General features: G+C 44.5%; 17 protein-coding genes. 6 read left to right on the top strand and 11 right to left on the bottom strand.

Annotated features, from left to right (window positions below; all coding sequences use genetic code 11):
• Positions 1-37: 37 nt before the first annotated feature.
• The 6 genes from R7P74_RS17505 to R7P74_RS17480 all read right to left on the bottom strand — a co-directional run bounded on the left by R7P74_RS17505 (position 38) and on the right by R7P74_RS17480 (position 8,253).
• Positions 38-1,489, bottom strand: coding sequence for a phospholipase D family protein (locus tag R7P74_RS17505; RefSeq protein ID WP_225473993.1), 1,452 nt, complete (start codon positions 1,487-1,489; stop codon positions 38-40).
• Positions 1,490-1,590: 101 nt separating this feature from the next.
• On the bottom strand, positions 1,591-3,630 hold the full coding sequence (locus tag R7P74_RS17500) for a carboxylesterase family protein (RefSeq protein WP_262634450.1): 2,040 nt from the start codon (positions 3,628-3,630) through the stop codon (positions 1,591-1,593).
• Positions 3,631-3,839: 209 nt separating this feature from the next.
• Entirely contained in the window at positions 3,840-5,495 is a 1,656-nt protein-coding gene (locus R7P74_RS17495; RefSeq protein ID WP_318123013.1) for a hypothetical protein, read from the bottom strand.
• A gap of 302 nt (positions 5,496-5,797) precedes the next feature.
• Complete coding sequence (locus R7P74_RS17490) at positions 5,798-7,153, bottom strand: FUSC family protein (protein ID WP_318123012.1); 1,356 nt, start codon at positions 7,151-7,153, stop codon at positions 5,798-5,800.
• A gap of 13 nt (positions 7,154-7,166) precedes the next feature.
• Positions 7,167-8,030, bottom strand: coding sequence for an HlyD family secretion protein (locus R7P74_RS17485; protein ID WP_047009848.1), 864 nt, complete (start codon positions 8,028-8,030; stop codon positions 7,167-7,169).
• A 10-nt stretch (positions 8,031-8,040) separates the two neighbouring features.
• Positions 8,041-8,253: a DUF1656 domain-containing protein gene (locus tag R7P74_RS17480; RefSeq protein WP_005377106.1), complete on the bottom strand. Its 213-nt coding sequence runs from the start codon at positions 8,251-8,253 to the stop codon at positions 8,041-8,043.
• A 425-nt stretch (positions 8,254-8,678) separates the two neighbouring features.
• Here R7P74_RS17480 and aspT point away from each other — a divergent pair, with 425 nt between their 5' ends.
• The 6 genes from aspT (at position 8,679) to R7P74_RS17450 (ending at position 15,945) form a co-directional block, all read left to right on the top strand.
• On the top strand, positions 8,679-10,394 hold the full coding sequence (gene aspT, locus R7P74_RS17475) for an aspartate-alanine antiporter (RefSeq protein ID WP_225473998.1): 1,716 nt from the start codon (positions 8,679-8,681) through the stop codon (positions 10,392-10,394).
• A 95-nt stretch (positions 10,395-10,489) separates the two neighbouring features.
• Positions 10,490-12,085 carry a bifunctional aspartate transaminase/aspartate 4-decarboxylase gene (locus R7P74_RS17470; RefSeq protein ID WP_225474000.1) on the top strand — a complete coding sequence of 532 codons (1,596 nt, stop codon included), beginning with the start codon at positions 10,490-10,492 and terminating at the stop codon, positions 12,083-12,085.
• A gap of 125 nt (positions 12,086-12,210) precedes the next feature.
• A complete protein-coding gene (pdxY, locus tag R7P74_RS17465; RefSeq protein WP_005377109.1) occupies positions 12,211-13,068 on the top strand; it encodes a pyridoxal kinase PdxY in 858 nt (285 codons plus the stop codon).
• Between the two features lie 210 nt (positions 13,069-13,278).
• Positions 13,279-14,448: a patatin-like phospholipase family protein gene (locus tag R7P74_RS17460; RefSeq protein WP_213899518.1), complete on the top strand. Its 1,170-nt coding sequence runs from the start codon at positions 13,279-13,281 to the stop codon at positions 14,446-14,448.
• Between the two features lie 17 nt (positions 14,449-14,465).
• Positions 14,466-14,894, top strand: a complete 429-nt coding sequence (locus R7P74_RS17455; protein ID WP_213899517.1) for a hypothetical protein — start codon at positions 14,466-14,468, stop codon at positions 14,892-14,894.
• Positions 14,895-15,036: 142 nt separating this feature from the next.
• The gene (locus R7P74_RS17450; protein WP_017634569.1) at positions 15,037-15,945 is read left to right on the top strand and encodes a LysR family transcriptional regulator; all 909 of its coding nucleotides are present in this window, start codon (positions 15,037-15,039) and stop codon (positions 15,943-15,945) included.
• 286 nt (positions 15,946-16,231) lie between these two features.
• On the opposite strand, the gene R7P74_RS17445 is transcribed toward R7P74_RS17450, so the two are convergent.
• The 5 genes from R7P74_RS17445 to R7P74_RS17425 form a co-directional block, all read right to left on the bottom strand.
• On the bottom strand, positions 16,232-17,383 hold the full coding sequence (locus R7P74_RS17445) for an ABC transporter permease (protein WP_213911270.1): 1,152 nt from the start codon (positions 17,381-17,383) through the stop codon (positions 16,232-16,234).
• Positions 17,380-18,546: an ABC transporter permease gene (locus R7P74_RS17440; RefSeq protein WP_318123011.1), complete on the bottom strand. Its 1,167-nt coding sequence runs from the start codon at positions 18,544-18,546 to the stop codon at positions 17,380-17,382. The genes R7P74_RS17445 and R7P74_RS17440 overlap by 4 nt, the downstream gene beginning before the upstream one ends.
• A 22-nt stretch (positions 18,547-18,568) precedes the next feature.
• On the bottom strand, positions 18,569-19,549 hold the full coding sequence (locus R7P74_RS17435; RefSeq protein WP_318123009.1) for an HlyD family secretion protein: 981 nt from the start codon (positions 19,547-19,549) through the stop codon (positions 18,569-18,571).
• Between the two features lie 3 nt (positions 19,550-19,552).
• Positions 19,553-20,968 (bottom strand): TolC family protein, encoded by a 1,416-nt coding sequence (locus R7P74_RS17430; protein WP_053306992.1) that lies wholly within the window; start codon positions 20,966-20,968, stop codon positions 19,553-19,555.
• 130 nt (positions 20,969-21,098) lie between these two features.
• Positions 21,099-21,326: a hypothetical protein gene (locus R7P74_RS17425; protein WP_005377125.1), complete on the bottom strand. Its 228-nt coding sequence runs from the start codon at positions 21,324-21,326 to the stop codon at positions 21,099-21,101.
• Positions 21,327-21,371 lie beyond the last annotated feature (45 nt).

The following is a 21,371-nucleotide window of genomic DNA, read 5'->3' as shown; positions in this document are numbered from 1 at the left end:
ATCCTTGCAGATAGAGAGCCTTTTAAGTCTTGATTGTTTAGAGTTCGAACTCACCATTCAGTTTCTTGAATATCCAGTTAGGCGCCTTATGCCATCCACCATAGTTTGGATTCTTAGTATGGGTTTCATTCATTGATTGCCACTGAGTTTGGCCTTGTCCATCTCGAGATACTCGCCAAAACAGTTCATCTTGTTGTCGGGTTAAGTAGTGCATGACATGTTCTGCAAAGGCTTCGCTTTGGACCAACACACCAAATTCCACATTGAGGAAATCCGATCTTGGGTCGAAGTTTGATGAGCCGATATAAGTCAGCCGATCATCGAGTATCACCGTCTTGTTGTGATAATAAGTATCCGCAAGGAAGTAATGGTCATCATTGTTCGCTTGGTTTTTGTACTCAAGTATATGAACGCCCTTATCCAACAAGGTTTGACGATGCTCCTCGTAATAAGCCGGAATAAAACCAGAATCATTAGAAGCAGACGAGTTCGTCATTAACGTGATGTCCGCTTTTTGCTCCATCAAGGTATCAATAAAGGCAAATTCACCATCACTCGGTACCACGTAAGGCGTTGATATTACTGCTTTGGATGCAGTGGTTATTTGTTGCCAAACTTGGTGTTCTACACGTTTTCTAAAGTAGGGTTTGTTGTTTTCTAACTTGTCTAATGAGTCGAAAACGGGGGTGACTTGCGTAGCAATGAAGTCGGGACTGATCAGTTGTTTTACCTGTTTTTCAACTTCAGCCAGAATGATGCTTTTGTCTTTCTCACCTTTATTAAGCGCTTTAGTAAACGCGGAATAGTTTGGGGTAACGTTAACGATGTTTTCTATTGGCGTAACATGCTCGCTGTCCCAAAGCTGTTGGTAGTTTTTGTCGAACGCTCGAATAATGCTGCCTTTGAACAAGACATCCATATCAAAGAAGTTGGCTTTGCGGCTGTAACCAAAATAGTCGTCGCCAATGTTACGTCCACCTAGAATCATCCATTGATGGTCGACGTTGAAGTACTTCTCGTGCAGACGATTGTCCAAACGTTGTTGGTGAGTAGAGAAGTTGACGGCGCGACCAATCCAACCTGACTTACGTGAATCAAACGGATTGAATAAACGGATTTGAATGTTGTCGTGAGCGCTGAGATCAGCAAGCCATTTCTCGTTAAACACCAATAAATCATCGAGAGTGAGTCGAACTTGCACGCCTCGATCTGCTGCTTGCTTGAGTTCATTGAGTAGCATCAAACCAAGTGTGTCACTCTCCCAAGAAAAGTAAGTCATATCGATGCTTTTCTGAGCGTTTCTTACCAGTTCAACGCGACGAGCAAAGGCTTCTGGAGCGGTAGGAATTAAGTAAACTTCGGCTTGATGCTGAGTAGTTTGCCAATTGGCTTCAAAATCCGGTTCAACTTGAGGGTAGGGCTGGGCACAGCCAACCAATAGCACGCTGAAGATAAAGATCAGCAGAGCGCGAAGGGCGTTAGGAAACATGAGTAAACCTTCCTAATGATGTTCAAGGAATGAGGATGAAAAAAGCCAGCGAACTGGCTTTTAGGTATTCGGTAACGAGTTTTTAGTGGCTGAGGATGAAGTTACATGTGACTCAGAATCAGCCCAAGTTCCTCGAGACCGTTGAGCCGACCTTGGCGCAGTTTTGGATCGATGCCTGAGTGATGAGCATTGTCCCAGTCTTGTGTGGACTGAATACCGCCATCGTTATCGATCAGCAATACTCGATCAGTCGCGCTGTTGTATTGGAAGTCCTCAAATAAACGTTCGCTAAACCACATACGAGAGAGCTCGTTCATCATTGCTTTGTCTTTGCTACCTGGACGAACACTTGAACCATCAAGCTTTAATGCTTTATTAAACACAAATGGTAATTCCGATGCATTACAAGCGCCCACAATACAACTGATGCTTTTGAGTAAATCACCAACGTCGAGATCGCCATTTTCACCTTTTGTGTTGTAAGTCCATACGTTGAATCTAGGTGTGTAGTCAAAGTAGTAAAAGCTTGGCGTTGCTCCTGTTGCTTCTTCAGTTGAAACTTTATGACGGTTTGGACCCGTGAAGAGCAAGTCATGTAACGCGGTTTTGAATTGCTGCATGTTTTTGGACGCGCCATTCAGTTCGCTTTCATCGTTAGGGAAGAAGTCAGCCAGAGCAAGTAACTCCGTGGTTGAATCGGAGTTCCCCAAACCGAAGAACAACTTAGTCATCGCCTCATAAGCGGTGCAAGGCAGCAGTTCCAATAAGTCAGAAAGATCGAGTTCAATTGAAGCTGAATCGCTGAGTAATGAACGATATTCGGTGCGTAAACGGTTTAAGTTCGTTTCCGATTCTAGCCACTCCACCATGTATTCGACGATTAAGGTTTCGTCACCACTTTCAATGATTTCTGGTGCTTCTTGGCTCAAGATTTCAATGATAGTTGGGATCAAAAATGTCAGGCTCGGCAGCATGCCCAGAGTATTGATTTCTGCGCTGTTAGAGCCAATTACCGTTGGTACGATCCATTCACTCTCAATGGCTTGCTCAGTAAAGTGATAGCCTGGTACTTCTTTCACTAGAAACGCTGGTGGGCGATGCTCGATGTAAGGCGCAAATGGCATCAATGTAGCTAATGGGCTGTTGTCGCGTGTTGGGCTTATAACCGGAATATTCACGGCGGTCAGTACCCAGTTCTTAAGACGTTGAATAGGATCAAGCATCTCGCTTTGTACCTTCATGATCTCTTCAAGTGGTAGTAACGCAAGATCTTCAACGCTTTGCTCTGGTCTTTGGCTCTTGGCAACATCGTAACTTTTATATTCAAAGCCGTAAGGGTTGCTTTGCATGATGGCACGTTGAAAGTGCTCACCTGCGATTGCAGCATCGCCTTTTGATTGCTGTAAAATTCCCACCGACATGGCACCCGCACCTTGACCCATGAGTGTCACGTTTTGCGGATTGCCGCCGAATGCCTCTATGTTTTGTTGAACCCATTCAAGCGCGTGTTTTTGATCGCCTAGACCAAAGTTACCGCCCTCAGGGTTGTCCAAACCATCGATCCAAACACTGCCTAGCAAGCCCAAACGATAGTTAAAAGTAACTGCAATAAACGGGTTACCATCGTCAGCACCTTGTGCAACCACCATATCACCATGAATCAGCGGTTCTGAGCCCGCGCCGTATTCAAAGTCTCCACCGTGAATAAAGACATAAACTGGCAAATCTGCGTACGCTTCTGTCCCGGCAGGTCGCCAAATGTTTAGGTTCAAACAATTTTCTGATTGCGTTTGTGTCGTGGTTTTTAATTGCGGACACGCATCACCGAACTGAGTCGCATCAACATCGCCTTCAAGTGGGACCGCAATGCTGTGCTGAAAGCGGTCTGCTTGCGCAAACTGGATACCTTTGAACGCCTCTACCGCTGCCAGTTTTTCATCCGCATCAAGAGGCGTGATGACAAGGGACTCTTTGGTCGCTTGAATGGTTGCATCGCCAATTTCCAAAGCGATTTGCTCTGGTGGTAAGGGTTGTAGTGGCTTCGGGCCGTTAGGAACGCTAGGTTTACCAGAGTCATCACTGCAAGCTGCTAAGGCAAGAGTGATGGTAATGGCTAAAGTTGAGCGATTGAGTAAAGTCATTGTTATGTCCAAAAGTCATTTGGTGCGTACACCGAAAATGTTAAACGGCATCTAACAAGCGACGTCCTGACGCTTTGGCATTAATCCGTGAATGGTTGGATGGCTTGTTGTATTGATGGCTCAAATGGTAGGACATCGGCGACAGTTTCAGTAATCGCCTTTGTAGGAAGCAGTCCTACCATCGTCTAGGGGCGGGCTCTTTATGAGAGCTAGAAACGGTAACCAAGATTTAAGGTTACTGACTCTCGAGTTTCCCCTTTGTTATAGAGAAAGGTCAGGTTGTAGTTTTTGCCGATTTGCTTATTGAAACCAGTCAAAAACGCCCATTGATTAAGATCTACACCAATGTCGTAATCGAATTCGATATCACCACTTTTTACATGCCCGTCCATTCGAGCGTCCAGTCCTTGATATTCTGCTCCGACAAAAAACTGCGTGCGATAATCGACAAGTTGATAACCCAACATCGGCTGTACAGTAACAATACCATCGCCCCAATCATCTAAGCCCTTTAAGCGAGTTTGCGAATAGGTACCAGTGACAGAAGCAAAGAATTCTTTATAGCCAACCGAAAGGGTTGTACCTATACCACGAAGGTCATATTCCAAATGCAGCGGCACGTCTAGGCGTCCGCGACTACAAAGTGCAGATAAACCATCGCAAAACTTATCACCTAATCCTGGCAGTTTATCGTTCAGCTTATCTTTTATGTACTGGCCACCTTCACCCGTGTAGGCGGCATCAACATTGGCATCGACATTAACTTTTCCGATGTAACCAAATACATTCCAAAATGGCAGGATGTTTACATCGCCACGAAGCGTCATGCTCTCAGCACTCACGATGCCGACACTGTCTTCTGGATCAAACAGTTCATTAAGGCCGATGCCTTCAATCGTGAAATCATTAAATGGAATATTCATATCTTGATTTCGATACGCTAGCGACACACCAAACGGCAGAGGCAAATCGATACCTTGACGACGAACCATATCACCCATTAAAGGAAAAACTCGGTCTAGCTTAACACTGGCTTCTTGCATGCGTGGATCAGAGACCTCATTCAAGCGTTTTTCGTCTAGTACTTGCACGCCAAGCTTATCTTCATAAATCGCTACCGGTTTTACGCTGCTCATCATTTCGAGGGGTTTATTTTTCTTTGAACCAACTATCTTGGTGTTTTTACTGGCAATCGCAATTTTGCCTGACGCTAACTTCTGGAAGAGGATCTCTTGATCGTAAGAATCCACTTGGTAGTTGTGATGTGTGAACGGTTTATCGTTGGTAATGACCATACGTTTCGGTTCACCATTAACCAACTCAATATCAACGCTTAAAAAGCGAAAGTAGGCGATATCTTGAGGAAGACCGTATTTTGAGTAATTAAAACTGATGATCACATTACCATTCTGATCCTCTTTGGCTCTTACTGATGACGGATCAAAACTCTCCGCGTAGTTTCGAAGGCGGTATTCTGTTCGTGTGAAAGCTTCGATCTCATCAAGTACTTTTTCATTTTCATCGAGTTGTTCAGGGTTGTACTTGATACGCAGATCAATGTTGCCTTTGTTATCGGTGTTCTTAACCAAGTAGACGGACGAATCGCGAACGCTATCACCGATTTTAAAACTTCGGTGGGCATGCTCGACCAAATGTTCGCCTTGAACTAGAGAGCTGATGGCCAGTTTTGGTAAATCATGACTGATACCGTATTTGTCGAACAGCGCTCGGCCTTGCTCGATTACTTCGTTGTAGGTCGTCGTCTCTTCAGCGGCGAAGCCAAAAGTGGGGGTAGTAAGCATTAGTGCGCTCGCGAGCACAGTAAGAGAAGACGTCTTGCCGGCGCGTAATTCAAAAAAACTCATGACAGTTTCCACTCTGAATAGTCTCAAACCTTCGAGACTCAGACAGTTAATGTGTCACTGAACTTCTTGTTCAGTTAGATAGATGTGTTTGCTGTGATTGACGTTGTGAATGCAGAGTTTTCGATTGCATTTCGTGAATCAATGAGAGGATTTTATGAGGTGAAGAGAAATACCGTTAATCGCTTTTGATGGATACTATCCTCGCTTTATGGATTACGGAGGAATAATGGCTAGCTCACAAACAAACAGCCCCGCATAGCAGAAGCAATGCAGGGCTTTAGTTTCAAGAACGGAGGTGACGCTTAGACCGTAACGCGAACACGAAACAGATCAGTAAACAACTTGGTAATCATCAAAATGATCATAATGTTTACCAGCATCAGCAAGGGCGTTTCAATTCGATACGCTGGGGTTAAATTGAGCGCTCCTGATGTCAAGACAACCAATAAGTTAATACCTAGAATTCTGTGTACCATCAGTTTTGGTGTGGAAAATACCTTCCAAATTACGATGATGTTGATGAAGTAGAATAGCCCAAGCTGCCAAAGCTCGGTCATCATTGGCATTATGAAAATGTATTGCAATAGAATCACCGTGCCAGTGCCTATCACACCAAAAAATGCATCTTTAATAATGCTTGGTGGCATAGTAGGAACGATTGAAGAGAACACGCCTGCTAGCATCGGAAAAATGAAACCTCCAGGTACGGGCAGATAAATCCAGATCAACAAAGAAGTGACGAACATGGAGACACCTTGCAGTACCTTTCTGCCGTCTTCATTCAAATGCTGGATAAACGTTCGATGCTCGTGATGCCAAACCGTGTTTTTCTCTCTTTGCATGACATAAGCAACGTGACCAATGAGCGACGTACTCGGATTTCTAATATCAAAGCTTTGAAGTTGCTGCGTTAGCGTTGGCCAATCGATCTCACGACTTTGCGATTTATCTGCTTGTTCTAGCAATCGGTCTTGGATTTGTGCCATCTCATTTAAACGTGCACGCCATAGCTGACGATGTTCTTTCAAGTGGTAGCTGCCAGTAAGTGGTAAGCCGACCAGTTGGAATAACTTTTCTATGTTGGCTCTGTTGGTCTCAAGAGCGTCAATATCTATATCATTGGGCGATTTCATAGCGTTAAGCATCGCCTCTCTGCTGGCCTCAAAACGTTGAATGAAGTTTTGTTCTGTACTGACTGGCCAAACTAATCGGTACACAACAGAAAACGTGATTACACCAAGAATCGTCTCTTGCATGCGAAGAACAGCGAAGTGGAACGTTGCTTGACTATCAAATCCTCCCATACATGCGATGATGGAGCACACAGCAAAGCCGATAGAGAACACATAACCATACTTTTCGTCGCTCGACATAAAAATGCACGCACCTAAAAACAAGGTGAAGAAGGTGAGAAACAAAAAGCGATCTTGAGAAAACGTCGTGATGAGGAAAAAGGCATAACCGATGCCAAGGAGGGTTCCTAATAAGCGATTATGACCTTTGTTTATTGAGTGAGCGAAGCTTTCATTTAATGCCATTACCGCGACTGCGATCGCTGCCCAATACGGTTTCTCCCATTGAAACCATAAGGCAAGGCAGATCGCGATAACGATAGACAGCGCAGCTTTGATTGCTTCTTTGGTTGAGGCATTAAACATACATTCCACCGCATTATTGTTTGATGATTTTGATAGAGGCCGTCATACCAACACGTAGTTGAAAATCTTTCGGTAAGTGATCTAATTTAACTTTAATTGGAATGCGTTGAGCTAAGCGTATCCACTGAAAGTTAGGGTTCACATTGGGCAAAAGATCGTTACCAGTACTACCATCTTGCTTCGCAATGCCGTAGCCAATGCTTTTGATTTTTCCTTCCAGCACAGCTTCATTGTGCATCATTAAGGTCACGTAGGCTTTATCTTGTGGATCAACGCCAACTAAATCCGTTTCTTTGAAATATCCTTCGATCCAAAAGCTGTCTTCATCAATCAAAGCCACGACTGGGGAGTTAGCGACGACTTGAGAGCCGACGCGTAAGTTCAAATTAGTGATATAACCATTCGTTGGCGCATAAACTTTTGTGTAATCAAGGTTTAGCTTGGCTTCTTCAACATTGGCTTTCGCGAGCTCTACGTTGGCAACGGCTGTCTCCACCGCATTGTCTAGGTTATTCAATGTCAGTACAGGTACAGCGCCAGGTGTGCGCTTTTCTAACTTAAGTGCTCGCTGCTCTTCATTTTTGGCCTTTGCTAGTAATGCAATGGCTTGCTTTTGAGCTGCTAGCGCTTTGTGGTACGCCGCTTTATAGATGCTTGGGTCAATCTCAAACAGCAAATCGCCTTGTTTCACTTGCGAATTGTCTTCAACGTAGACTTGGATGATTTGTCCTGTCACGCGGGGGGTTATAGAAACGATGTGCGCGCTAACTTGGCCATCTCTAGTCCATGGGTTGTCAGTGTATGATTGGTAGTAGCTGAAAATCACGGTGCCAGCGGAACACAGTAGTAGCAGTGTGATGAGATAACGTTTTATCACGGAATTTGCCTCAAAATATGGTAATGAATCGACCAATAACGCCAGTAAAAATCACAATTAGGCTTAGCTCAGCGAGCGCAGGAAATGCAACGTATTTGTGGAGTCCCAGTTTTGTTGCAACGGTTCCAACCAAAATGGTGAGCATGTAAGCCAATGCAATAACCAGCAACAAGGGAGGGAAGTAAACTTCGCCCCACACAAGTTCATGTGGCATTGAGTTCATGGTGTTTTTCTCTATTAACTTGATGAATGTAAAGATAAGGCAAGTGATGGCATCAGTGATAATCGCTTTTGTAGGATCTAATCCATCAAGAGAAAGGTGTCATGCGCTATATAGAGGGAATAGCGCAACAAAGTAGCTTTTTGGACAGTGAACATAAAAATAAATTTATTTTCCAATTTATTTGATGCTCATTTAATACCACTAAGTTATTAAATTTTCGACAATTATTGTTCAATGTTTGCTTTTGAATATGCGAAGTGATGGTTTCATCCTTCAAATGGGATTACGAGTTGTGAGGTTTTGTTTCTAATATTCGCTTCGAAGCAAACGAGATGCTTTTAAATTAAATAATCCAACAAATATGAGTGACAGATTATTCGTTAGATTATTTGAGTTTTATATTTATTAGTAAGAGTAAAATTGTCATGGAAATTATTTCTAACCTTTTTGACATGGCACCATTTGTTGCTCTCTTTATTACGCTCTCTCTCGGTTATATGGTAGGTAAAATTACCATTGGTCGATTTGTTCTTGGCGGTGTTGCCGGAACATTATTAATGGGTGTAATTATTGGGCAATTTGGTGTTCATATTGATCCCGGCGTAAAAAGCATTTTCTTTGCGCTCTTTATTTACGCTGTAGGGTATCAAGGTGGTGCGCAGTTCTTCAAAGCATTGAACTTTAGAACCATCAACATTCTACTTTCCGCTGTAGTGATGACGGTGTCTGGCCTGCTTTGTGTACTAGCAGCAGCTTGGATGTTCGATCTAGACAGAGGTACGGCAGCAGGCCTTGCAGCTGGTGGTTTGACTCAATCGGCAATCATCGGTACAGCGGGTGATGCGATCGCACGTCTTGGGGGTGTGACAGAAGAAGCTAAGCACCTAATGCAGACCAATGTCGCAGTAGGCTACGCAGTTACGTACATCTTTGGTTCGCTTGGTCCAATTCTGATGGTGACATGGGTATTCCCAACACTGATGAAGTGGGATATCCGAGCAGAAGCGATTGCTCTAGAAGAGAAAAATTCAAATGGTAAGCGTGATTTAGCGCCGGGTGAGTTCAACGCTGTCACAGCGCTGGTTACACGAGCATTTAAAGTGAGCAAAGATGGTGGGCTAGCAGGCAAAACCTTAGCTCAGTTAAACCAACACGCTCTGGCTGCTTGTATTGAATTGATTCAACGCGATGGCAAAGTGCTAGACGTGGACAAATTCACAGCCCTGAAAGAAGGGGATGTCATTGTCGTAACAGGTCGCCGTAATGCAGTGCATCAGCTGCAAGATGGTTTGGCTGACAATGAGATTGCACTTCCAGAAGGCTATGAAGTTATTGAAGAAAACCGTCAACTGATCGCAGACAACCGCAAACTGATTGGTAAGTCGCTGCAAGAAATTAAAGAGGCTTCGAACCAAGGCTCTATGCGCGGTATTTATGTGACGGATTACATTCGTGAAGGCAGCTCTATCGAAATGACGCCGGATCTTGTGGTGAAGAAAAACGACGTCATCCAGCTTACAGGTACCGCAAAAGACATCAATCGCGTTGAGAAAAACATTGGTCAGCGAATGGGCTCAGCAAACGTGACTGACTTAGTCGTGCTTGGTATGGGCATGGTGGTTGGCCTATTAATTGGTCTAATCAGTTTTAAGATTGCTGGTATTCCCGTCACTATCGGTTCTGGTGCAGGTTGTTTGATCTCAGGTTTGATTGTCGGTTGGTTGCGTAGCCGCAATCCGCATGTTGCTCAGTTTCCTATGGGTGCCGCGAACTTTATTCGAGATTTCGGTTTGGCAGCATTTGTGGGCATTGTTGGCCTTGAGGCTGGGCCTCAAGCGGTCGACACCATCAAAGAACACGGTATGTCTCTGTTGTTCCTTGGCATGGGTGTAACGATTATCCCTCAGATTATTTCGTTCTTCTTCTCATATTTTGTATTGAAGATTAAGAATCCAGTTGAAGCACTTGGCTGTGTTACAGGTGGACGAAGTGCAAACCCAGCATTTGCGGCTTTAATGGAAAAAACAGGTAATGCAACGCCAGTATTCTCATTCACCGTGACTTATGCAGTCGCCAATGTACTGCTCACCCTATGGGGTCCAATTATTGTCGGCATTATTACTTTAAACGCAGGCATGTAATTTAAATAAATTCGAACACTCTTATCGCCTAATTAAATAGGCGGTAGGGGAAGTATTATCCAAATTTTACTAAATAATAGATTCAGGTAAATATTATGACTACGCAAAACACAACAATTGATTTTTCAAAATTAGCAGATTTAAGCCCATTTGAATTAAAAGATAAACTAATTGAAGTGGCACAAACTGTTCCTGACCGCGCTTTATTAGATGCAGGTCGTGGTAATCCTAATTTTCTTGCGACACTACCGCGTAAAGCGTTCATTCGTTTGGGTGAGTTCGCAATATTGGAAGCCGAGCGCACTTACTCATACCTAGATGGTGGCTTCGGTGGCATTCCTGATGGTGTGGGCATTGTTGAGCGTTTCGACACGTTTGCAAACGACAATAAGAAAGACCAAGGCGTGCAGTTCTTGGAAAAGTCGTTGAGCTACGCAAAAGACCGTTTGGGTCTAGAGAAACAAGCTTTCTTGAATGAGCTGGTTAACGCATACCTTGCATGTAACTACCCAGTGCCACCACGTATGCTGACGAACATCGAAACCGTTGTGAAGCAATACATTGCAGAAGAGATGTACGGCCCAATGCCAATGACGACAGACTTCGATCTGTTTGCAACTGAAGGCGGTACGGCGTCTATGACGTACACCTTCCAAACTATGTTCAACAACGGTTTGTTGAAGAAAGGTGACAAGGTAGCGCTAATCACTCCAATCTTTACGCCGTACCTAGAGATCCCAGAACTGAGTGAATACGAACTGGAGATCGTTGAGCTACGTCTGGATGAGACAACATGGCAACTGCCGATGTCTGAAATCGAAAAGCTTGCAGATACAGGCATCAAACTGCTTTGTGTCGTGAACCCAGCAAACCCAGCGTCTGTGAAGTTCTCTGACGAAACTCTAGATAACCTATCAAACTTCGTAAACAACGAACGTAGCGACCTGTTCATCGTGACTGACGATGTATACGGCACATTTGCGGACGACTTTGTCTCACTGTTTGCGAAACTGCCATACAACACGCTTTGTGTGTACTCGTTCTCTAAGTACTTCGGTGCAACAGGCTGGCGTTTAGGCTCGATTGCAATTCAACACAACAACGTGTTTGACGATGCAATGCGCAGCCTTCCTGAAGCGCGTCAACTTGAGTTGGACGATCGTTACAAAACGCTGACTCCGGAACCTCGTGAGATTAAGTTTATTGACCGTATCGTAGCAGATAGCCGCAGCGTAGCGCTTAACCACACAGCAGGTTTGTCTCTTCCTCAACAAGTTCAAATGGCGCTGTTCTCTTTGAACTGCTTGATGGACTCGGAACAAAACTACAAAGAAGCATGTAAACGCATCATCCGCGAGCGTTACAAAACTCTGTACAAAAACATGGGTGTAGAAATTGAAGAAAACAAAGATCGTGTGGACTACTACACACTGCTTGAGCTCGACACTCTGGGCGGCAAATTGTACGGACCAGCCTTCGTTGAATGGTTCAAAGCGAGCGAGAAAGGCAAAGACTTCCTGTTCCGCCTTGCACATGAAACCGGCGTTATCCTACTTCCAGGCCAAGGCTTCGATGTAGTACACGCATCAGTTCGAGTTTCACTAGCAAACCTTACTCACCACGAATACGAGCTTATCGGTCGTGCAACACGCAAAGTGTTGGATGAGTACTTTGCTGAATTCCAAGGCTAATTAATCCAGCCTGATTAAGAATAAGCCTCGGCGTTGTCGAGGCTATTCCGACCAAATAAGCACAGTGCGCGATATTGTGTTTATTTAGTCGCCAAGCTAACAAACTTCTCAATTAAGAGTGACTTATGAAAAGCATTATTTCTATTCAATCTCATGTGGTTTATGGCCACGCAGGAAACAGTTCTGCCGTCTTCCCGATGCAGAGAATGGGCCTCGAAGTCTGGCCAATTCACACGGTTCAGTTTTCAAATCACACTCAGTACCAGCAAGGTTGGACTGGACAGAAGTTTGGGGCAGATGAAATTCATTCTCTAATGAGAGGCTTAGATAACATTGAGAAGTTAGGCGAATGTGGCGCGATACTGTCCGGTTATCAAGGCAGCGCAGAGCAATGTCGAGCGGTGGCCGAAGCGGTAAGTTTAGTCAAATCGCGTAACCATAGTGCACTGTATGTGTGTGACCCAGTTATGGGTGATCCAGACAAAGGTTGCATTGTGGCAGACGGTGTCAAAGAAGCGATAAGCCATAGCTTGTTGCCCATCGCTGATGTGATTGTTCCTAACCAGTTTGAACTGAGCGAGTTAACAGGTGTGAAAATTGACTCTCTTTATGATGCGGTCACTGCATGTAAAAAAGCCCTAGAGCTGGGACCGAAAATGGTATTGGTGAAACATCTGCATGCACTAACAGATGACGCCTTCAGTATGATTTTAGCCACGCCGAAAGCAAGCTATTTGGCCCAACGCCCTAGTGTTGAATTTGCTATGCAGCCAGTCGGTGTCGGTGATTTGATTTCTGCGATTTTTACTTCTTGTTTGGTGAAGAAGATGTCTCCTGTCGCAGCCTTTCGTCATACACATAACGCCGTTTACGGTGTATTGGAGATCACCAAAGGCTATGGCACATGGGAGCTACAGACGATCAATGCCCAATACGAATTTGTCGAACCGACGCATGAGTTCAACGTCGTGAAAATTGCTTAGCGCAGTACCTAATTAACGGAGAAGCGTAAAGTTAGCATATAGAAACTTGGCATAATTGCTTTGATGGATAGCATCCTACAATCGCGATTATGGGGTTTAGCCGTGCCTAGCTATAGTAACTCCACACAACGAAACGGACTTCATTTTGACCCAATTAACTTCAAACTGAGTCTCTGGTCATACGCCAGAGAACATTAAATGAGACTGATTATGAATCGTTTAATTTCCTCTGGTGTGACGGTTGTACTTTCGCTGCTGATAGTAGCTTGTAGTTCACCCCATACGCTGGATGTTCGTGTTTCTCAAAGCAACTATAAAGATGTCGAGATCGCGAGTTCGACACCAAATGAGCCACTTCGAATGTGGGCCAATGAAGCGCCGGATTTTCTCTACTCAGCGCACAATCAAACCACACCGATCAAAGTAGAGGGTGAACAGCTCAATATTTTGGCCTTATCGGGTGGTGGCGTAAACGGCGCATACGGGGCCGGCGTTTTGATGGGGCTACAGGAAAAGGGGGAGCTAAAAGATTATGCCATCATTACTGGAGTCAGTGCGGGTGCCCTAATCGCTCCTTTTGTTTTCATTGGCGGTGATGCGATGCCAAAGATGAAAGAAGTCATGCTCAACATCAATGATAAGAATATTTTGGGTAAGAAGAACTTCTTAAATACCCTGTTTAAGGACGCGTTTACCGATGGTGAGAACCTCTATGAATTCATCGCAGACGCTTACCCTGAGCCCATGATCGAGGCGATGGCGCAGCAACACCGCAATGGTAAACGCCTCTTTATTGGCAGTACCCATTTTGATTCAGGCGAACTGGTGATTTGGAATATTGGTGCGATTGCGAACAGTGATTTAGCAGACAAATCTGAACTTATTTACAAGGTGCTTGCTGCGAGCGCATCGATCCCTGGTGTTTTCCCTCCACAATTTATCGATGTTGAACATGATGGAGAAACACTTGAGGAGTTACACGTAGATGGCGGTCTCGCAGCGCAGGTGTTCTTTAATCCGTCTAACTTCAACTATCAACAAATCTCAGATGCTTTGGGGTTAGAAAAAGCGCCTCAGTTGGATGTGATTCGCAATGGTGCGTTAAAAGCGCCGTATCGTCCACTAAAAGACAAAGGTTTGGACTTGGTATCGAAAAGTGTCTCAAGCCTTACGCTAGCGCAAACTCGTGGTGATCTCTATCGAATGAAATACATCAGTGAAATCAACGATATCGAGATGCAGTTTACCTACATTGATCAAGATTTCAGATACGCCAAAGTAACGAAAGATATGTTCGATCACCGCTACTTGCTGACGATTTACGAATATGGATTCAAAAAAGCCACCCAAGGGCAACTTTGGGTAACTGAACTCCCTTAATACAGGAAAACGATACAATGAAAAAAGCCGTTCTTACACTCATGATGCTTACCGCTTCCGCGACTGCATTCGCCCAAAGTGGAGCCCATCTTGACCAGCAAAAAGTGGATAGTGATATGCAGCAACTGTCTGCAATCAAAGAAGAAGGTGCAGCCTTTATCATGATTGACGAGAACTCGAGTTACGTGGCGGTCGAGTTCGTGGGAAAGTGGGAAGAGATCAACAACTATGTGTCACACAAAGAAGCGAAACAACGTAAATTGGAAAAAGTGAACAAGCAGTTCGTGTACTCTCAGGCCGGTGAAACGTTGGAGTCACTTGAGCAAAAAGTCGTTGACCACATTTACGCTGATCAACCTAAATATTTCAGTGTCGATGTCTACCGCGATTACCATGGTGACTCAGGAGAATTCAACTATTTAGCTCGTGTCGTTGAGTACAACTAAGTTAGAGAAAACCTACTGAAGCTAGTAGGTTTTTTTGTGTCGTCGAGAAGGAATTCAAACGCAGATTGTTTCCGTTACCAAGTAGCAATTCTACGATCTTGTGGTAATTTAATTAGATAACTCTAAAAAGTAAGCACAACCTATGAATTTTAGTTTTGAACAACTTCTCGCGTTCGTAACCGTTTATGAACAGCTTTCGTTTAGTAAGGCGGCGGTCAAACTCAATAAGCACCGAACCACAATAGGGCAGGTGATTACCAATCTTGAAGATCAACTGGCGGTCAACCTGTTTGAGCGAGTGGGGCGCTCGGTAGAACCGACAGAAGATGGTCATCTTCTTTACCACTATGCTAAGCAAACCATCGAACAAGCACGTACTTTCGATAAAGTCGCATTAAGTCTAGCTTACGGTGGGTTAGAGAATGTTAGTATCGCCTATTCAAGCGCTATACCACACCGTTTTCTTGTATTGCTTCGTATTCAATTAGCAGCAGATTTTCCGATGATGCGAGTTAACTTTCTTGTTCGTAATCGCAACGAAATTAAAGAGGGTTTACAGAATGGTGATTATCAATTCGGTATTGTCAATGTGCATGATAGTCGAGCAATACATAGTCTGGATGCGACGTTTTTAGGTCATTTTGAATTTGTTCCTTTCGTCCAGAAAGGTGGTGAACTCGCTTCTATGGCACCAGATCGAGTATTGACAGCCTTGAGGAATAGTAAACAATTTGTACTGCGGTCTCTTATTGAAGAGGGAATGGGCGAAAAAGTCATCGTAAGTTCGAACCATGAAGAGGTCGACCAATTGGCCCTTGTAGTGAAAATGGTTGAAGCAGGTTTAGGATGGGCGATTCTCCCCAGAACGTTTGCCCATTCGGAGTTTTCTAATAATCATATAGAGCCAGTGGAAGCTTCTGAATTATTGGAAGGTTTTAAGTTTGGTTTTGGCCTATGGTGCCAACCCTCTAAGCAAGTTGGTGATGTAAAAAATTCAATCATGAAGGTCGTTACAGAATACCGAGAGAAAATAATCCGTGATATGACTTAGCGGCGACATGTATCCTGCTCATCCCTATCAACAACAAGACTCAATGTGAGTCTTGTTTTTTTGTGTCTGAAAAACGTTATCTTTCTAGCGAAGACTAATGTCTATTGGAAGGATATAACCCTCTATATGAGAGTATGGAGTCCATAGTTTTTGGCTTAATCTAATCTCGCTCAATGGGTAAGCCCAGAGCAAAAAGTGTTTTTACCATATGTCCGCTGCAAGGACGCAGATTTTCAGCCGGGTTTAGTTACCCGGCTTTTTTTATAGTAATAGAAAATGTCAGCTGTCACCCCAAGCTCTCTGTTACAACTGGCTTGTTACTTCGCTTAGCAATCCAGTACGCAACGCTACCCCAAAGCACAGTGAGTGACCAAAGTGCCGTCCAATGTAGAGCGACTTGTTGCCAGGTTGCCCCCATTTGGTTTAGCGCTAAGAAAGCTTTGATCGCCCAAGTGCTTGGGCTTAAATCAGCAATCCATAGTAAGGGAGTAGGTATGGCTTCAATCGGCCAAATAAAACCAGCCAAGAAAATGAGCGGCATAGAGCTCACTAAGACGACTAAGGTGACAAGTTCACGCCGAGGTAATAAGTAACCTAGCCAGAAGCCTAGTCCGCAACAACCTAAAAAGAACGGTAACAACATAGCCAGCAATTCGCCCGCGTTGGCGATATGGTTTACGTTTAAGCGTTCGAAGCTAAAACCAAAATAATAGGCGCCGAGTAAATAATAAATTGCCACAAATACTAACGTTCTCACAAGCAGCAGCGATCCCGTTGATACTTGTGACCAATAGCCACGACCATGACGCTGTGTTCCCGTTTGCAATCCAACCGCCATGATCAACGTTTGTTGTAAAATCAGAACAAATACTGCCGGAACTACGTATTCGATGTAACCCATGGTTGGGTTGAACGTCGGTTTCATATTAAGCTTAATAGCAGAGTAATTATGGCTAGCCATACTCATGGGCACACCATCTATCACCATTTTACTGACTTTCACTTGGGCCCCTAATGTGCCTCCCGCTTGGGCCAATCCTTCTACCACGGTTCCGTACACGAGAAAATACGAGGCGTCCGCAGCGTAGGCCAGAGTCGGGCTTTTACCTAGCATTAGGTCTTTGTAAAAGTGTTCTGGTATGACTAAAAAACCGGTGATCTCTCGTTGTAAAAATGCTTGCTTTGCATCGGCAATCGTATGAAGTCGAGTGACTACGTTGACTTGTGGGGTGGCATCAACCATACGTTCCAGCTTTAAACTCGTCTGACTACCATCTAGATTAACAATCGCGATTGGTTGTTCACGAGGCGTTTGTTGTGCATAAGGCAAAGGGTATAAAAACGAGTAAAATACGACACCACCAAACACGGTCAACGTAACGACTGGATTGGTTAGAACGGCCTTAAGTTCCGCTTTAATCAGTTGCCACAATGTCATACCGCCTCCTTCGCTTGGCGTGTTGATGAAGCTGTTCGACGTTTACCCATCAAGGCTGCGGTAATGAGCAGAGGCATAACGTAACCAATCATAGGCCATAGCGAGCTTAAAGATTGCGCGGCCGATGCTCCATAGCTTGCTTGACTCACTTGTACTTCAATGTAATGGGTAATCGGCAATAATGAACGCCATGCATAAGCGAGCGTGTTCATGTCAGAAACTGGGAATGTAATTCCCATGAACGCGAAGCTTGGAGCCGTAAATGCGCCAGCAAAACTCATCGCACGTGCAGGATCCATCGACAAGAAGAAGAACAACGCTCCCATAATGATACAGGCGATAACCGTCGCCAATTGTGCTAATAGCATAACCACAAAACTGCCTTCCATTGGCCAATCAAGCACGGAATAAAACCAGTACAAGAACAACGCACCTTGCGCCATAAAGACCGGAATGTACTGACTTAATAAGGTAGTGAGCCTGGCGTATGGCTTTTCGCCCAAAAATGCAAAGCCATTCTTTCCACCATAAATGCGAAAGTGCGCGGCAAGAATCAAAATAGTGCTTACTACAATACATATTTGCCAAATGGCTGGCACGATAGCCGTTACCAAAAATTGTGCGTAGTTATTGTTACGGTTAAATAATGCGGTTATTTGTGTCGACACGGGTACAGCTTGTCCAGCCGCTGCTAACGTTGTGGTGTTACCCTTAGCCAAGTTTCCCATTACTTCAACCTGAGCGTCGAAATAGCCTTGTGCTTGCGCAACGGCAGAGTTGATCAGTTTCGCTACCAAAATGTACTGACTGTTGTAAAAGACAGAAAGTTGAGGTTGGCGGTGTTGGAGAATATCTTGGTCGAACTTAGATGGGATGACCGCGTAAGCGTAGATATCGCCTTCAATCATCGCATTTTTTGCTTCGCTTGCACTGGTGTAGTGATAGTTGACAGCCAGACTCGACGACGCATCCAAAGATTGAATGAGCTTTCGAGAAAGTTGGGAATGTTGTAGATCAACCACACCGATTGGCAGATCCCGGGCAATGCCCGCAGAGAACACTCCCCAAATCATCATCGCGAGCAAAATCGGTATCCAAGTAAGGCACGAAAGCAACCACTTGTCTCGTCGTAAGATATGCCGCTGTGAAATCTTAATCGTCATAGCATTAACCTAGTGGTTGTGATTAAAGTTCAACGACAACACTCATTCCCATACGCAGTTCAGGTTCGGGTTGAGCTGGACGAGCTTCTACTTCAAAGGTACGAAGATCAAAACCTTGAGAAGCATCGGTTGCTCTCCACGTTGCAAAGTCACCCATAACGGCAACATGCGTTACTTTGAACTCAACATTTTTGTTTAAGGCAGGCAAATAGGCATCAAAGGTTGCTCCTTTTTTAAAGTGTTGAAGGTAATCTTCACGCACATTAAGTGTCGCCCAGGCATCTTCTGTATCTATCACAGTAACAACCGGGAAGCCCTGAGGTGCTAATTCACCACTTTGAAGTAGAACTTGAGAGACTTCGCCGTCAAACCAGCTGTAGATCTGAGTATCTTTCGCGTACGCTTCTACTTCGGCTACGGCACCTGATGCCATGCGCGCTTTTTCCGCCGCAGCCACTTTGGTTTCACTTCTAGCGCCTTCTTTTGCCATTTCGTACATTTGAAACGCGGCACTTTCTGTGTATTTCGCTGCTTGCCACTGAGTTAAAGCTTCATCGCGTTTTTGTTCTGCAACCACGCCATCGTTATAAAGGTTATTCACACGATTGTAGGTTTTTTCCATTAAATTCGCAGCGACTTTGGCTTTCATCCACTGATCTTTTGCTGCTTGGATTTGTTGCTCACGTGCGCCTTTCTCAGCTTCTTGAGCTAAGGCGTCCGCCGCTTTTTCACCTGCTTTTGCTTGTTCTAACTTCGCTTCAATTTCAGGACTATGAAGGGTAAAAATAAGCTGACCTTTCTCTACATCGTCGCCTTTACGTACCATGACCTCATCAATACGCCCTGGGACTTTTGAGGAAATGCTGTATTGCTGGGCTTCAATTAATCCCTGTAAGCGGATCGGTTCTGGTTGATAGGCTTGGTAAAATTGATACCCAACCCAAGAGGCAACACCCAAAGCACAAAGTGAGAGTAAAACGGGTTTTAGTGATTTAGCTGCCATGATTTATTTCACCTCTTTGGATGTTGAAGCAGGGATATAAGCGGTATTTTGATATTGTTCGAAGCTGTTCATTTCACTGCTCAATGCGAGTAGCTTGGTTAAAGATATTAAATAGCGGAAACGCGCCGCTGAACGTTGTGTTTCTATACTCGCGACATAAAGTTGTGCATCCACAACATCCAGAGAAGACGACAGACCCTGAGTAAATGCTTTTTCACGCAAGCGCAGGTTTTCGTTAGCGAGTTCAATGCTAGATGCGAGCCCTTGTACTTCATCAATGGCTTGCTGAGCCTCCAAGTATGTCTTTTGGACTAACAGCGATAAGTCTTGTTTGGCTTGGGACTTTAATGAGTCGACCTGCGAGACGACGCTTTGAGCGGCTTTGACTTTTTCGCTTCGCCCTGATGATTCAATCAGTGGAATGCTGACACCAACACCAACTAACCAGTCAGGCTTCATTTGGCTTGCGAGAGAATCGTCTTCATACAAGCTGTAGTCGCCGTAAAGATAAACTTCAGGGTAGTATTTCCCTTTTTCTGCTTTGATTAAGCTAGAGGCTTGTTTGTGTTTAGCGCTCAGAAGTTCTAACCCCGGATAGGTAAGCAACGTTTGATCGACAAAAGCGCTAAGAGGGGGAAGACTGTCGTTGATAAACAAAGATTCAGCGGGCTCTACGGCGTCATCTTGTGCGAGTAATTTACCTAATGCAGCCTGAGCGATACTCAAATCGCTGGCAGCTTTACGTGTTTCTACGGATGCTTTATCTAAAGAAGCCTCGGCTTGCAGGCGCTCAACGTGCGCGATTTGTCCTTGCTCTTCAAGCTTAATGGCAAAATCTCGATGCTTTTTTAGCCCAGCTTCAACCGCTTGCCGCGTTGCGAGTACTTCCTTTGCCAGTACGACAGAAAAGTAGTACTTCGATAAATCTTCAAAACGCGCTTGTTGTTCCATTAAAAGCTGACTTTTCGCCTCATCCGTTTTGCCTTCTGCTGCTGATTGAGCCGCAGAAATTCTACCACCAGTAAAAATTGGCCAAATGGCACGAATAGACGAAGAGAAAATATCGCGCTCGGTTATGGTCGAAGTGGTATTAGCTAAGGCACCAAAAATAGGCTGAAAAGCAGGAGGTACGTTAATGTGTGCTCCTGTGCTGTCTAGAATCTGTTTTCCCGAAAGCGTGATATCGGTATCTAAACGCGTGTAATTCGCGCCAATGGTAACTTGAGGTAAGTTGAGATTGCTGGTGGCACTCTCTTGGTATTGGTAGTTCTCGACGTTTGAGCGTTGAGCTTTAAGAGAATAGTTGTTTTCTAGCAATAGCTGCCATGCGGTATCAAAAGTGATCGGTGCCGCATGACAGGCAAGGGAAATCGAGCTGCTAAGTAAGCCCAGTATCCAAAACTTTCCTGTTTTTTTCATAATGGCTGCTTTGTCGTAGAGTATTAGCTCTAATATAAAGGATTCGTAACTGCGTGTTAAGTAGGAGGGAAAATTGGGCAGTAGTATGCGCCCAGTCATATTTGTGCTGGGCGCGGGAGATGTTACAAATTTATTTCGTATATGGACAGTGAAACTCCGCTCTCCACTCGAGCTGACGAGAACCTCGCATCGTATTCAATAGATCTTTTCCACTCATTTGAGGGAACGATAACAGGACTTTGAGATCAGAAGTACCGCCTCCGTTTTTTTCATAAGCCCTGACGTGTGTAAATGTTGAATACATATTCTCTGACAGCATCGCCTTATTCAGGCATATTCCAAAGGTATCGCGTTCCATGTTTGGTGTTCCTTCTAACTATAAATGCACCTCTGTTTATAGTTT

Source organism: Vibrio sp. 2033 (assembly GCF_033339735.1).
This window is presented reverse-complemented; position numbering and strand designations above follow the sequence as displayed.